Genomic DNA, 14836 nt, shown 5'->3' on the forward strand with positions numbered 1-14836 from the left:
TTGGTTTTTTGTCCAATTAAAATGTGTCAACTTTATCTAGGCACTGTCACCCGCAGTGGCGGGACAGGCAGAAGTGGCCTCAAATCTTAAGTCTAACAGATCTTACATTGCTTTTGCCACCGTACTGGTAGAAAAGCGGATATACATATTATAATTACTAACTGTGTAAATCAGAATAAAATGACTCAAGAGGAATATTTAGAAAAAGGAAAATATATCTGGCAAAATTTTGTTCCTAAATCTGGACAATCGGAATTTGTGCAAGGAGAATTAGTAAGAGCAATAGAAAAATTACGAGACGAAGCTCACCGAAATGGAAACGGTAACTTTAATGAAAAGTGTCACGGAATCCTAATTGAATTTTTACGCAAGAAACTAAACGACACAGAAGTTTTTGATAAGAAAACAATAGCACAAATAAACAACGATTTGGACAGATTGAATCTAGAATATCAACCCTATACCGATGATGATATTTATGACAGAATTGGCGATCGAATTGTAGATTGGTATTTATATTACGGAGATGAGATTAAACACGAAAAAAACTCTGAATTATATTGCTAGTGGAGAAAACACTTCGCAACAACTAGGTTTTTGTCACGTGCTTAGCGCGCACAATGAAATCGCCGTTATTAGATTTCCTCCAATTCTTTCGGGGGAACCCCGTGTAGTTGTTATGGGGATTGAGTGAGGTTTTAATCCTTTCCATCGGTACAGCGAGACGGAGATTGACTAGCATCTTTGAATTTTAGAATCGCTGATCGAACATTTTTTCTTGGGAATTCTAATTTCCTTCCAAATTGCCTACTTTATTCACACGATGAAAATACTGGTGATCGAAGATGAAAAGGAACTGGCGGGCGATATGGTAAACTATCTCTCCGGGGAGAACTATCGCTGTGAGATGGCTTTTGACTTTGCTACAGCTATGGAAAAGGTCAATCTGTACCACTACGATTGCATCTTACTGGACCTGATGCTGCCCGGAGGGGATGGCTTACAGATATTGGCCCATTTGCGTAGGCACAATAAGCAGGATGGTGTCATTATTATTTCTGCTAAAAACTCCTTAGAAGATAAGATCAAGGGATTGAATATCGGGGCTGACGATTACATAGCCAAGCCATTTCATCAGGCTGAGCTTGCCGCCAGGATTCATTCCATCATTCGCAGAAAGCAATTTGATAATTCAAATCTGATCGTGCAGAAGGAATTACAAATTGACTTGCTATCCAAAACTGTCACTGTGTATGGAAAAGCAGTAGTCCTAACCAAAAAAGAATATGAGTTGCTCTTATTTTTTATAGGAAATAAAAATAGGGTACTCTCCAAAAGTGCACTGGCGGAACACTTGTCGGGAGATCTGGCAGATATGTTTGATAGTCATGATTTCATCTATGCCCATGTCAAAAACCTGAAGAAAAAGCTAAATGAAGTGGGGTACGGAAATTATTTGAAAACCTTGTATGGCACCGGATATAAATGGGAAATATGATCAAACTGCTCGATAAACCCCTCAAAGCTTTTACGATATACGCCCTGATTATTCTCCTGGTTAGTATTCCTCTTTATTTTTTGGTAGTAGACTGGATCTGGGTGACGGAGATCGATGATAACCATGAGATTATCATGGAACGGATCGAAAATAGATTCGAACAGGCACACGTGTCCGGGCATGATCTGGAGACGATTCTGAATACTTGGAATACCCTACAACCAAGCTCCTCAATAGTGCCGATCGAGGATGATTTTCCTAAAGCAGACAGTATCTATGAAGTAACCAAGTACAATGAGTACGAGCAGGAGTGGGATCGTTTTCGAGGACTTCAGACAGTGATTGAGATCAACAATAAACCTTATTTGCTGAATATTGAGACCAATGTGGAGGAATCTTACGAGACCATATTTGCTATCGGTTTGGTGACGATAGTCCTATATGGCCTGCTGGTTTTTGGCTTTATTCAACTCAATAGAAAGATCTCCAAAAAGGTCTGGAAGCCATTTGATAAGACGCTTAATACCTTGAAGTCTTTTGAGATAAGCAAAGGGAGTAAGGTGAGTTTTGAACCTACAGACATCGAGGAATTTACCGAATTGAATCAGACCATAGTGAAGCTGATCGATGAGAATGTCAGTACATACAACCAGCAGAAGGCCTTTATAGCCAATGCTTCCCACGAGTTGCAGACGCCGATTGCTTTGCTAAAGTCCAAATTGGATTTGCTTTTTCAGGATGAAAAGCTAGATGCCTCCCAGTCCGAACTAGTAAGTGCTATACAGATTCCCTTAGCTCGGCTTACTCGGGTGAATAAGAACTTGCTATTACTTGCTAAGATTGAAAACAGCAAATTTGTAGATGTGGAGGCGCTGGATTTTTCTATAAAAATAGCAAAGAGCGAGGAGTTGCTTCAGGACTACTTGGAGGAGAAATCCCTTCAATTCCAAAAAGTTCAGCTTGGAGTTTGCAGGATTGAATGTAGTAAGTTTTTGGCTGAGACGTTGGTGAATAATCTGCTTTCCAATGCGATCAGGCATACTCCAAAAAATGGTGAAATCATTGCATCCTGGGATGCCAGCGGCTTTTCATTTAAGAATACCGGAAAAGATTCTCTTAATCCGGATTTACTTTTCAAACGATTTTCTATTTCCACCACGGAGACTACCAATAGCGGATTGGGATTGGCAATAGTTAAGGAAATTTGCAAGCAAAATAACTGGCAAATCAGCTACAGTTTTATGGATTCCTTCCATGTTTTTTCCATTCGCTTCTGAAAATTCTAAATGTCTTCTAAATCTCATGCGAGTTTAGGGTAATCAAATTTACCTAACCCAACTTTCGCATGAACAAGTACTTAACGATTTTAACTATAGGTAGTCTATTTTCTGCAAGTGCTTGCGCTCAGGAGTATTCGGAAAAAGATGTGCCAGCAGCTGTGAAAACCGCCTTTTCCCAGAAATTCCCTACTGCCAAAAAAGTAAACTGGGACCTGGAGTCAGCCACAGAATGGGAAGCTGAATTTAAGCAGGCAGGTACCGAATACTCCGCAAACTTTTTAACAGATGGAACATGGCAGGAAACCGAGCACGAGATCAAAAAATCTGATGTCCCGGAAGCCATCAAGCAAGCCTTTGCGAAGGATTTTTCAGGGTATGAACTTGAAAAAGTAGAAATCTCAGAAACAGCTGTTGGCAGTGTATATGAATTGGCCGTGGAAAAAGGGGAGGAAGAATGGGAGTTGGTCTTTGATGCCCATGGATTATTAATAGAAAAGAAAGCGATAGAAGAAAACGATGAAGATTAAAAACTATTTCCTGATTGGGTTACTACTGACTTGCCAGTCGCTCTTAGCGCAGGAGACCAAAGTAAACATATCTGGGAAAATACTGGACAAGGCTTCTCAGGAGGCCTTGTCTTATGTAAATGTAGTATTGAAAACTGCCAAGGATGCCAGCTTTGTTACTGGTGCTATTACAGATGAATCAGGGCTTTTTACGCTGGTGGATGTAAAGCCTGGCGACTATGAACTAGAGGCTAGTTTTATGGGGCTGGAGACGGTCCGCAAGAATATTTTTGTGGGTACTAGCTCAGCATTTTTGAATATTGGGGAGATCGATATGTCCAGCTCCATCCAAGAATTAGGAGCTATAGAAGTAGTAGGGCAGGCAGAAGCGGTGAGCAATAAACTTGATAAGAAAACCTATGATCTAAGTCAGAATATCAGCCAAAGTGGTGGGTCGGTCCTTCAGGCCATGTCCAATCTGCCTGGAGTTTCTATTCAGGATGGGAAGGTTCAGATTAGAGGGAATGACCGCGTGGCCGTGTTGATTGATGGGAAGCAAACCGCATTAACAGGATTTGGCAATCAATCAGGACTGGATAATTTACCTTCCTCATCTGTAGAGCGAATAGAAATCATCAATAATCCCTCGGCGAAATTTGATGCAAATGGTAATGCAGGCATTATTAATATCATCCTAAAAAAAGAGAGTCAGGAAGGTTTCAATGGAAAAGTAGGAATGGCTCTAGGTCTTGGTGCTAATTGGGAGAAGAAAGCAAACCTTCCAGGCATTCGTCCTCAATACAAAAACACTCCGAAAATCAATCCTTCACTTTCCTTGAACTACCGGAAGAAGGATGTGAATTTTTTCCTTTCTGCAGACAACCTATATACCCAGACGCTGAATAAAAACGAGTTCGTAACCCGAACTTACGATGATGGCTCAGTCATCAATCAGCAATTGAAAAGAAATAGAAATACTAATTTCTTGACCACACGAGCAGGAATGGATTGGTCAATAGATCAGTCGAATACGCTTTCAATTTCCGGACTCTTTGGAAGTGAGAAAATTATAGATCGTGGAGATCAACCATTTTTCAACGAGGATTATTCCGAGCGATTCAGACTCTGGCAGTTTTTGGAAGATGAGCTCAAAACTACCGTGATGGGGACGGCAGCTTTCCAGCACAAATTCACTGACCCAGGGCACAGCTTTTCTGCGGGCCTCAATTATACGTTCCATAGAGAAGATGAGAAGTATTTCTTTACCAATATTCTTCCAGATTATACAGGAGATGAAGCCTTCAAATTGCTTTCTGATGAGAATGTAATCGATGTGACACTAGATTATGTCAAGCCGCTAAAGAATGGTCGATTTGAAACTGGAATGAAATTCAGAAGACGATGGATTCCAACTAACATGCAGTTTTTCCCAAGTGGGAATTCTCCCCTAGATTCACTCGCAGGAGGTGCTGCAACATATAAAGAGAAGATTCCTGCAGTTTATGGCAATTATGTTTTTGAATCCAAAAAACTGGAAGCTGAGATCGGGCTGAGACTTGAATACATCAAGCTGAATTATGAAGTAAACCCAAATCATCCGACTTACAAAAGCGACGGGTATAGTTACTTTCAGCCTTTTCCAAATACACGCCTTTTCTATAAAATCAATGCGTTGAATAAACTTAGCGTATCTTACAATAGACGTGTAGATAGACCAAATGAAGTGGATATCCGAATCTTCCCGAAGTATGACGATGCAGAAATCATCAAGGTTGGTAATCCAGCTTTGAAACCTCAGTTCACCAATTCTTATGAACTAGGTTGGAAAACTACCTGGGCAAGCGGATCGCTCTATTCTGCGCTTTATCACCGCATGGTAGATGGGACGATTACGAGGATTTCCACCACCTTCGGAGACAGCAAGTTGATTTATGCGATTTTCCAAAATGCAGGAAAAAGCTATAATACTGGTTTTGAGATGATCTGGGATCAGGATGTGACGAGTTGGTATTCCTTTGATTTGAACTTGGTTGGGTACCACAATCGAATTGATGCATTTTCAGTTGAGAATCTCTATCCAAAGCCTCATACATTCAGTGCGGACAAGCAGGAGATTTTCTCTGGTAATGTGAAGTGGAATTCCAAATTCAAGTTTTCTGAAAATTTCACAGGTCAATTGACAGCGATATATCAGGCACCTGATGTCATTCCTCAGGGAAGAATTGAAGGAAGATTTACGCTGGATTTGGGATTGAAAAAAGTGATTCAAGATGGTGATGGTGAGCTGTTTTTCAATGCGACTGACTTGCTGAATACGATGGTGATCAAGAAAACCATAGATGCAAATGATTTTAGCTATACCAGCGCGGATTATTACGAGACACAGGTGTTCCGAGTAGGGTATAGTTACAAGTTTTAACTGAGGTTTCACATGAAGGGAAAGGCAAAAGAACTAACTATTATCATCCCCGTTTTCAATGAAGAGGAAGGGATTTCCAGAATTATACCCGCCTTCGAATCGTACGTCGCACTATCCAAATTCGAAGTAAATATTTTATTGGTCAATGACGGATCTACGGATAACAGCTTAACTGAAATCAAAAAGGTCAAGGCTTTTTATGAGCATGTGGCTTTTATATCTTTTGCGAAAAATGCAGGGTTAAGTGCTGCTATTAGAGCAGGTTTTGAAGCCGCAAGTACTGAATGGGTTGGCTACATAGATGCTGACTTACAGACTGACCCAAATGATTTCCTGAAACTGGAGGAATTTGTTCCTGAATATGATTTGGTCACAGGTAGGAGAGAAGGGCGCAAGGATAGTATGGTGAAGAAGATATCTTCGACTATTGCAAATTGGTTTAGAGATTCCATGCTTCATGATGGAGTACATGATTCGGGCTGTCCCTTGAAAATACTGAATAGAGAAATGGCGTTGAACATGCCTTTTTTCAAAGGAGTACATCGGTTCTTTCCTGCTTTGACTTTGGTTCAGGGAAAAAAAATCATGGAAATACCAGTGAGTCACTTTCCTCGAATTACAGGCAAATCAAAATTTAATGTGTGGAACAGGCTGCTCTCCCCGCTACAAGATACTATTGCAGTACGATGGCTCGGAAAGCGCCAATCGGGTTACACTATTGCCGAGAATTCTATCCTTAAAAAACATCCTGAGCTGAATGAATAATTGGACACTTCTGGGAGTTGGGTTTCTGGCTCAGGGATTATTTTCTGCTCGTTTTCTAATTCAGTTGGTCAAGTCTGAGAAAGCGGGGAAAGTCCTTTCCCCAGTGATTTTCTGGCAATTGAGCTTGATGGCGTCATTTCTTTTGCTGGTGTATGGGACATTCAGACAGGATATTGCGATAGTTGGAGGCCAACTCGTAGGTTATTTTATTTACATCAGAAATCTTCAGATTCAAGCTGCGTGGAAGCAGTTCGCTGCTTGGATTCGCTGGAGTTTTCTTTTATTACCAGTAGTCTTTCTAGCCTACCTCATCCTCCATTCACAGTATGATTTTGAGCTACTGCTACACAATCCTGATATAGGAAGCGTGCTTCTGACTTGGGGTACCATAGGACAGGCGATTTTTACCGCCAGATTTTTAGTGCAGTGGGTAAATGCCGAAAAGACCAAAGAGTCTCAGTTTCCACTGAGTTTCTGGTACATCAGTTTAGTCGGAGCAGTGCTAATTGCGTCCTATGCGATATTCAGAAAAGACTCAGTACTTTTCATTGGTCAGGCATTTGGGATTGTGGTATATGCTCGTAATCTGATGATTCATTACGGTAAGGCCAATACCACCAACATGACCTATTTGGATCGATTGAAAGACTTACGGCTGCCACTACTAATTCTCTTCACCAGCTTAGTCTTGTTTTTCAATCTTGGGGCCTGGTCAGTCACAGAATCCAGCGAAGCTCGCTATGCTCAGATTGCAAAGGAAATGGTGCTGACAGGAGATTGGCTTCATCCTCAACTGATGGGGATTTATCATTACCATAAGCCGCCAGTGACCTATTGGTTGACAGCAGTTAGCTATAAAGTATTAGGAATATCTCCATTCTCGACAAGATTTCTACTTCAGGTTTCAGTTCTTCTTCAAATCTGGCTGGTGTATAAGATTGCTTTAAATTTCTTCAAGCGATCATATTCAGCATTCTTGGCGGCAATGCTATATGCATCATTTCCTGCTTTGATTATAGGAAGTAGAGCACTGACCACGGATACATTTTTGACCACGTTTGTAATAGCGGCTTTGTTTTGCTGGTTTTCCTATTTGGAAAAACGTAAGGCAATTTTGCTGATTGCTTGCTATGTTTTTCTGGGGATTGGATTTCTGACCAAAGGCCCAGTGGTTCTGATTGTGCCTGTTTTGATCTGGATTTATCAAGGGTTAGTGATGAAACAGAGGATGGGTTCTTTCAAAATTCACCTCGCTGGAATAGCATTGATGCTCGGAATTGGGTTGAGTTGGTTTGTGTTCTTGCAGTCCGAAGATGATCGCTTTCTGAATTACTTCCTGTTCAAACATACTATCGATCGATTCGCTACAGATACTTTCCACAGGGGTCAACCCTTTTGGTTTTACGGAGCGGTATTACTGGGAACAGCTTTCCCTTGGGTAATTATTTTATTGAAGAAAATTCCTGTCAAACGAACTGATTTTACCCAAAAAGGAGCAATATTGGTGATGTGGGTGCTTTTACCGCTGGTTTTTTTCTCTCTGAGTCAGTCCAAACTGGTGCTGTATATTTTGCCACTTTACTCTGGTCTGGCAATTGGCGCGATTTATTATTGGGAGCAACTGAGCGATTCTCAACAAAAAATCTGGGAACGTTGGCAGCTGGGTTTTCATGTGATTCTGATGATTGCCTTGGCTTCATTGACTTTGATTGAGCCTAAGATTACGTTGAACTACAAGTTTTACTTTTTCTGGTTTATGACTGCTTCCCTGCTTTTGACTTTGCAGAAAGTTGATATTCGAAGAATGGACAGAAATGTGATTTCTTCTTTTATTTTCACGATGGGTTTGACTGGGATGTCCACCTTTTTCATGAGCCAAAATCCTGGATTGACTAATGATACACATCGGGTCACGGAATGGATCATGCAGAATGAACCTGATACAAAAGAGATCATAGTCTATAATAAGCGATTGCCTTCGGTGCTATTTAATTCTGATTTGGAAGTGATTTCGATTTATGACGGAGATGAAAGTCTGAATCGGGAGACCCAGTTTCAGCATGATGATCAATGGAAATCCGGCCTGATCAATCTACAATCGGATTCTACTTGGATTATGGATAAAGCTGCAGATCATTCAATTTGGATTTCAAAGGAGAAAAAGGAATTCCCAGATCTAAAAGAAAGAGGGTCATGGAAGGAACTTCAAGTCATAGATGGCTGGAGAATTATGAGATTGGAGCTAATGAAATGATTCGTTACATTCATAGATTTGAATTCAAATATATCTTCAATTAGTATTTTTAATTGGTTTGGAGCGGAAGTATTTGCTAAGATAGTAGCTCAATTATTTCCAGATTTTTCTGCATTCCTGCGTGGTCCACTGCCATGAATCCTTTATTGTCTACAATCATTTTATCCGCTCCTGAGGCTAGTAACAGCTTGACCAGCTCCTCCTTGCCAAACATGCTGGCAAACATCAAAGCCGTACCGCCATTGCCATGCTTTGCATCTAAATCCGCACCATGATCAATTAGAATCTTAGCTATATCCAAATATCCTTTAAAACATACGCCCATCAAGGCGGTATTGCTACCATCATCTTTTTGATTGACTTCTGCTCCATGTTGCAAAAGTATTTCGGTGGCCTCAGTTTGATGATTGTATGCAGCTATTATCAACGGAGTGAATCCCTTGTCTCCTTGGAAGTTTACGTCAGCTCCTTCATGAATAAGCTGTTTAATACGTTCTGTATTCCCTTGTCTAGCGGCGTCAATTAGTTCGTTCATTGTGTGCTTGTAAAGTTAAAGGGGGAACGCAAGGATCCCCCAAGTTCAGTTTTATGCAGGGATTTTACCTTTTTCCCTTTCGAAGAAGCGATGCTTTCCTATAGCTTTGATGAATCGATCAGAAAGATCTTTCCCTTCATGCTCACCTGTTAGAAGTCCTACTTTCTCTAAGTCCTTTGGTTTCGCATTCAAGTAGTTTTTCACATAACTCATATTTACCAAATCAACCCCTTGGCCTTCAGTTGCGATGGCTTTGCAGTGTAAAAACGCTTCATCAATAAAGTGAATCGCTTTAGGAGTTTTCTTTAGTGCATCAATACTTTTGTCACCAGATGGAATAAAGATAGCGTCAACTAGAACGGATGAGAAAGTCAAGAAACTGTGATCTACCTTAATTTCATTTCCGGAACTGTCTTTTATCATCCCTGATTTTGGAGCTATGATCTTTACTATAGCACCTTCTGCTTCCAGTGCCTTTTTCATGGTATTCACGGAGTCTCCGTTCACGCCGTCAGCTGTTAAGAAAGCGATTTGCCTAGTTTTGATATTGCCCAGGACTGTGTTTGCCATGCTTAGTGCTGGGGATTTTTCAAGCTTAGGTTTTACCTCAATTGGCTGATAATCCTTAGGATTGGCATCTGCTCCGAATTGGTGATTGATAGGCTGTTCCGGATCCTTAACTTCTAGGGACAATGCTTCAGCCACCTTTTCTGCTAATTCATAATTTACCTGAGAGATCAATCCTACCACACGTTGACGAATTTCAGGCATGTCTACTTTTCCTAATTCAAAAGCGAACGCATCTGCTACATGATTTTGCTCTGGCTCAGAAAGACTATTATAGAATAAAGCAGGCTGACTGAAGAAATCCATAAAGCTTCTGCTTCTTGCTCTTACCTTATTGGCATCAACACGTTCCTGGTAAGAAGAGAAACCTCCTTCGCTCTCTTTCGCCTGCTCAGGATAACCAGCTCTGATAGAATTTGGATGATAGCTCGTTTTACCTCTGTTTATCTCCATTCTTGCTATTCCATCTCTTTGGTTATTGTGAATGGTGTTTATAGGCCTGTTGATTGGGATTTCATGAAAATTAGGGCCTCCAAGTCGACTGAGCTGAGTATCTGTATAGGAGAACAATCTTCCTTGTAGTAGTGGGTCGTTAGTGAAGTCAATTCCAGGTACCAAGTGACCTGGGTGAAAGGCGATTTGCTCTGTTTCTGCAAAGAAGTTTTCAGGATTACGATTGAGGGTCATTTTTCCGATTCTCTGGACAGGGACGATCTCCTCTGGAATTAATTTGGTCGGATCGAGTAAATCGAAATCAAATTTATGTTCATCGGCTTCGGGTACAATCTGCACACCCAGTTCCCATTCTGGGAAGGAACCTGCTGCAATGGCTTCATACAAATCACGGCGATGGAAATCCGGATCCTGACCATTTATTTTCAAAGCTTCGTCCCATACTACGCTATGCGTACCTAGGAGTGGTTTCCAATGAAATTTCACAAAATGCGATTCTCCTTTCTCATTGATCAACCGGAAGGTATGAATCCCAAAGCCTTCCATCATCCTTAGGCTTCTTGGTATGGCTCTGTCACTCATCAGCCACATTACATTGTGCATGGTCTCTGGAGAGAGTGAAACAAAATCCCAAAAGGTATTATGTGCTGAGGCCGCTTGTGGTATTTCGTTGTCAGGTTCAGGCTTTACCGCGTGGATTAAGTCTGGAAACTTAATAGCATCCTGAATAAAAAAAACAGGCATATTGTTTCCCACCAAATCATAATTTCCTTCCTCAGTATAGAATTTCACAGCAAAACCTCGAACATCCCTAGGCACGTCAGCTGATCCACGAAAGCCAGCTACTGTTGAAAATCGAGTGAATACCGGAGTTTCCCGGCTAGGATCAGTTAAGAATTTTGCTTTCGTGTATTTTTTTAGAGAATCGTCATACACTTTAAAAATACCGTGGGCACCAGACCCTCTAGCATGGACAATTCGCTCAGGAATTCGCTCATGATCAAAATGAGTGATTTTTTCTCGAAGGATAAAGTCTTCCAGCAGCGTTGCACCTCTTTCTCCGGCCTTCAACGAATTTGTGTCGTCGTTAATCTTTAGCCCTTGATTAGTAGTCATTTTTTGACCTTCACTTTCCTCATAATTTTTCTGAAGATCTTCTATTTTTTGACTGTCTTTTTTGGAGTTGTTTTTTTTGCTCATAGCTGTATAGGTTAGTTAGTTTGTGGTCTTACATCTACATCTAATAATATACCAGCCGAACGCAAAAGTCGCAGGACTACTTTCATTAGCTAGACCTTGATGCAAAAAGCATAGGTAAAGTTGATCTGAGAGCTTTAAGCTTCTACTAATAATTGATTGGAATTTTTTATAACCCTTTGGATGACCCCATTTTGGGAGGTATATGATTTCCCATTTTTTGCAAAAAACACCCTGTGATTGATTTGGGAAAGCAAGCGTGGAATGATTCAAGCCTGTTGTATCATAGCTTTCTACACTGCGAGAAATGTCGGATAGGTTAAAAAAAATCTCAACTAGTATAGGTTAGCTTCAGGTAAAATCCTCATTACATAGCTATAAGTCTTTCATGTTTTTCTAGGGCTCAAATTTTCCTTTTCATAGGTGCCATCATACATCCATTCGGATTCCAATTACTTCAGACAGTTCTTGATGGAAGAGTAGGTGATTTAATTTGATGCCTATAGAATATAATTGATTGCCTTGTGGGACAGTAGTACCTAAGGGGCTATTCATGAGTATATTACTCTAAAGCAATAAAAGGCTAACCCAAGTTTGGATTAGCCTTTTAACTTTATGAATTATTCGGGATTAGAGAATTGGGTTTCCACCTCTTCTTACGTCAGACTGTCTGTCTCCACGATGTGAGGTCTCCAAAAATCCATCTCCGTATTTCTCATCTCTGATACGGCTTGAATCCATATCAGATTGATCTCTTGTATAATAAACTCTGTTTTCAAGATCATATCGGCCATAAAGACTGCGATCCTCAGCACTGTAATAGCTTCGTACGGCATGAAGAAATTCGCCCTGTGGTCCTGCTGGCCAGTGATCACTGTCGAAGCCAGGTGCATTTTCCAGTGTTTCTTTAGTCTCTTTCACAATTATCACATCATCCTGATGTGGGTGAAAGTTGAAGGATTCTGCAGGCAAAGCCAGTAATTTGGAACCTAGATTAAGAAAACCTTCGTCCACTTTTAATACGATATAATCTACCTCAAGTGAAGTAGTGTTATAGACGATGTCTTTGATAGATCCTACTGATTCATCTCTTGCAGTTTTAACTTTACGGGAGATTACATCTGTGCTACTGATTTGATATTCATTTGTAATGTTCATAATGATAGTTGGTTAAGTGAGTTATTCATTTGACCTATACAATCCCAGATCTATGCCAAAGCCTTAATCGGCCGTTTGAGCACAATAGCGTGATATTCCAAATTTCTGGTTGAGAACTCATTACCCTTTTCGTGGATTGTATTTCCTTGAGTAGGGAAAAAGAAACAATTTTACTTCGGCTTTACAAAGCTGATTCAGGAGCTGTTTTCAAGTTTTTTGCTACAAAGGAAATAATGGGATTTTCACTTATGTAAAACAAATTTCAAAGCGGCTTTAAGGTATCATCTACATAGCACCATGCCCAATTATCCCCTGGCTCAGCAGATTCTACCACTGGGTGAAGATGCTGTCTGGCATGAGCGCTGGCATGTTGGTTTGGGGAAGAGTCACAGCAAAGGGTTACACCACAGCTCTGGCAGGTGCGAAGGTGAACCCATTTACTTCCAGATTTTACGCATTCTTCACATTCGTAGGCTTTAGCCTTTTTCTGTTCATAATTTTTCAGATGCTCGCAAGTTCCAACTTTCATAAGTTGACAATTTTAGTTAGACGCTAGGTATTCATGTACAAACTTTATGGCCATTGAGCCTTCACCTACAGCGGAAGCGACGCGGTTCATGGCCCCAGAGCGCACATCTCCAGCAGCAAAAATTCCAGGAATGCAGGTTTCAAGAAGTAGGGGATCGCGCTTCAGCTTCCAATTCTTATGGAAGTTTTCATACCTAGTTAGGGCCGGGCCGGTTTCAAGGAAGCCTCGTTTATCTTTAAGAATATCAATTTGCAACCAGTCAGTAATAGGTCTGGCTCCGATAAAAATAAAGAGTGCAGCAGCTTTCTTCTTTTCTTCCTTCTTGGTATTTGTGTTGAGAAGCACAACTTCAGAGAGTCTGTCTTTGCCTGTTACTTCAGTTATTTCTGACTCTCCCACAACCTCAATATTCGAAGTGGAAGAGATTTGATCGATTAGATAGTGCGACATACTACTGCTCAGGTCTGGTTTCCTTACTACGATGTAAACCATTTTCGCAAACTTGGAAAGATACATTGCAGCTTGCCCTGCCGAGTTTCCACCGCCAACTATATAAATATCTTCATTCTGGCAGGAAACAGCTTCCGTGGTCGCAGCGCCATAATAAATGCCTGCTCCGGTAAATTCATCAATGCCTTTCGCAGGATGCTTTCTGTAATCAACTCCTGTGGAGATGATGATGGTTTTGGCATTCACGACCTCACCATTCTTGAGCGTAATGATCTTGTAGTTGTCTTTTACCTTGATGTCTACTACCTCCTGCGGAGAAAGAAACTCGATTCCAAATCGCGTGGCTTGAGTTATTGCTCTTCTTGAAAGTTCTGCTCCGCTGAGGCCTTTGGGGAATCCTAGGTAATTTTCAATTCTTGAACTTGTCCCTGCCTGTCCTCCAGGGGCTCTTTTTTCTATCAGCAGTGTATTTAATCCTTCAGAACCTCCGTAGACACTGGCGGCCAAACCGGCAGGTCCAGCACCTATCACCGCTACATCATACATTGCTTGCTTTGCTTTGATGGACATTCCCGCTTTTTCACCCACTTCTGCTGTGGTAGGATTAGTCAGGAAACTTCCATCTTCGAAAAACACAGCGGGTAGGTTTTTGATCTCAATCCCATTGAGTTCAATCATCTCTTTTCCTTGGGGACTGTTTTCAATATTGAGCCATTGATAAGGAACTAGGTTTCCCGAAAGGAAATCTTTGATTAGATGGGACTTTGGAGACCATTGATGCCCTACAATTTTTAGACCTGGACCATCTGGAATATAGCTACTTTGCCACTCATCCAACTGGTCATTCAAGACTGGGTAAAGTTTTTCCTCAGGAGGGTCCCAAGGCTTTAGCAGGTAGTAGTCGAGTTGAACCTCATTGATGGCTCGAATAGCAGCTTCAGTATCGGAATAGGCCGTCAGCAGGATTCGTTTTGCATCTGGAAAGATGGCTTTGGCTTTTTCTAGAAATTCCACGCCAAGCATCTCAGGCATTCGCTGATCTGAAAGAAATAGGGCAACGGTTTCTCCTTTCTTTTTGAAATCAATCAATGCCTCCAATGCTTCCTTGGCAGATTGGGTGGCCACGATTCTGTAGTTGTCCCGGAATTCGCTCCTCACATCCCGCTGTATAGATTTCAATACTGCTGGATCATCGTCTATAAGAAATAGGATAGGTTTTTTCATT

Annotated in this window: 12 protein-coding genes; 7 read left to right on the top strand and 5 right to left on the bottom strand. The window is 41.1% G+C overall.

The genetic code is table 11. From position 1 onward, the window contains the following. Positions 1–180 precede the first annotated feature (180 nt). From AACZ87_RS19285 to AACZ87_RS19315, 7 genes are all read left to right on the top strand, one after another. Positions 181–567 (top strand): hypothetical protein, encoded by a 387-nt coding sequence (locus AACZ87_RS19285; protein ID WP_339869606.1) that lies wholly within the window; start codon positions 181–183, stop codon positions 565–567. 211 nt (positions 568–778) lie between these two features. Continuing rightward, the gene (locus tag AACZ87_RS19290) at positions 779–1498 is read left to right on the top strand and encodes a response regulator transcription factor (protein ID WP_339869607.1); all 720 of its coding nucleotides are present in this window, start codon (positions 779–781) and stop codon (positions 1496–1498) included. Then, entirely contained in the window at positions 1495–2775 is a 1281-nt protein-coding gene (locus AACZ87_RS19295; protein WP_339869608.1) for a HAMP domain-containing sensor histidine kinase, read from the top strand. The genes AACZ87_RS19290 and AACZ87_RS19295 overlap by 4 nt, the downstream gene beginning before the upstream one ends. Before the next feature lie 68 nt (positions 2776–2843). Continuing rightward, the gene (locus AACZ87_RS19300; protein WP_339869609.1) at positions 2844–3305 is read left to right on the top strand and encodes a PepSY-like domain-containing protein; all 462 of its coding nucleotides are present in this window, start codon (positions 2844–2846) and stop codon (positions 3303–3305) included. Next, a complete protein-coding gene (locus AACZ87_RS19305; protein ID WP_339869610.1) occupies positions 3295–5703 on the top strand; it encodes a TonB-dependent receptor in 2409 nt (802 codons plus the stop codon). The genes AACZ87_RS19300 and AACZ87_RS19305 overlap by 11 nt, the downstream gene beginning before the upstream one ends. Before the next feature lie 12 nt (positions 5704–5715). After that, entirely contained in the window at positions 5716–6468 is a 753-nt protein-coding gene (locus AACZ87_RS19310) for a glycosyltransferase (protein WP_339869612.1), read from the top strand. Next, complete coding sequence (locus AACZ87_RS19315) at positions 6461–8722, top strand: lipid-A-disaccharide synthase N-terminal domain-containing protein (protein ID WP_339869614.1); 2262 nt, start codon at positions 6461–6463, stop codon at positions 8720–8722. Before AACZ87_RS19310 ends, AACZ87_RS19315 begins: the two co-directional genes overlap by 8 nt. A gap of 76 nt (positions 8723–8798) precedes the next feature. Here the strand turns inward: AACZ87_RS19315 and AACZ87_RS19320 are convergent, their stop codons facing one another. From AACZ87_RS19320 to AACZ87_RS19340, 5 genes are all read right to left on the bottom strand, one after another. After that, the gene (locus AACZ87_RS19320) at positions 8799–9257 is read right to left on the bottom strand and encodes an ankyrin repeat domain-containing protein (RefSeq protein WP_339869615.1); all 459 of its coding nucleotides are present in this window, start codon (positions 9255–9257) and stop codon (positions 8799–8801) included. A gap of 51 nt (positions 9258–9308) precedes the next feature. After that, positions 9309–11477, bottom strand: coding sequence for a catalase (locus AACZ87_RS19325; protein ID WP_339869617.1), 2169 nt, complete (start codon positions 11475–11477; stop codon positions 9309–9311). Between the two features lie 627 nt (positions 11478–12104). Continuing rightward, complete coding sequence (locus tag AACZ87_RS19330; protein WP_339869619.1) at positions 12105–12632, bottom strand: PRC-barrel domain-containing protein; 528 nt, start codon at positions 12630–12632, stop codon at positions 12105–12107. A gap of 262 nt (positions 12633–12894) precedes the next feature. Then, a complete protein-coding gene (locus AACZ87_RS19335; protein ID WP_339869621.1) occupies positions 12895–13161 on the bottom strand; it encodes a UBP-type zinc finger domain-containing protein in 267 nt (88 codons plus the stop codon). 12 nt (positions 13162–13173) lie between these two features. Continuing rightward, entirely contained in the window at positions 13174–14835 is a 1662-nt protein-coding gene (locus AACZ87_RS19340; RefSeq protein WP_339869623.1) for an FAD-dependent oxidoreductase, read from the bottom strand. Between the last annotated feature and the right edge of the window lies 1 nt (position 14836).

Source organism: uncultured Algoriphagus sp. (assembly GCF_963974365.1).
Classification (GTDB): domain Bacteria; phylum Bacteroidota; class Bacteroidia; order Cytophagales; family Cyclobacteriaceae; genus Algoriphagus.

What these genes read in the sequence shown, in the direction of transcription:
- AACZ87_RS19295 (WP_339869608.1), top strand. Translation starts at nt 1,495, where the DNA reads ATGATCAAACTGCTCGATAAACCCCTCAAAGCTTTTACGATATACGCC.
- AACZ87_RS19285 (WP_339869606.1), top strand. Translation starts at nt 181, where the DNA reads ATGACTCAAGAGGAATATTTAGAAAAAGGAAAATATATCTGGCAAAAT.
- AACZ87_RS19340 (WP_339869623.1), bottom strand. Translation starts at nt 14,835, where the DNA reads ATGAAAAAACCTATCCTATTTCTTATAGACGATGATCCAGCAGTATTG.
- AACZ87_RS19305 (WP_339869610.1), top strand. Translation starts at nt 3,295, where the DNA reads ATGAAGATTAAAAACTATTTCCTGATTGGGTTACTACTGACTTGCCAG.
- AACZ87_RS19300 (WP_339869609.1), top strand. Translation starts at nt 2,844, where the DNA reads ATGAACAAGTACTTAACGATTTTAACTATAGGTAGTCTATTTTCTGCA.
- AACZ87_RS19335 (WP_339869621.1), bottom strand. Translation starts at nt 13,161, where the DNA reads ATGAAAGTTGGAACTTGCGAGCATCTGAAAAATTATGAACAGAAAAAG.
- AACZ87_RS19330 (WP_339869619.1), bottom strand. Translation starts at nt 12,632, where the DNA reads ATGAACATTACAAATGAATATCAAATCAGTAGCACAGATGTAATCTCC.
- AACZ87_RS19310 (WP_339869612.1), top strand. Translation starts at nt 5,716, where the DNA reads ATGAAGGGAAAGGCAAAAGAACTAACTATTATCATCCCCGTTTTCAAT.
- AACZ87_RS19320 (WP_339869615.1), bottom strand. Translation starts at nt 9,257, where the DNA reads ATGAACGAACTAATTGACGCCGCTAGACAAGGGAATACAGAACGTATT.
- AACZ87_RS19315 (WP_339869614.1), top strand. Translation starts at nt 6,461, where the DNA reads ATGAATAATTGGACACTTCTGGGAGTTGGGTTTCTGGCTCAGGGATTA.
- AACZ87_RS19325 (WP_339869617.1), bottom strand. Translation starts at nt 11,477, where the DNA reads ATGAGCAAAAAAAACAACTCCAAAAAAGACAGTCAAAAAATAGAAGAT.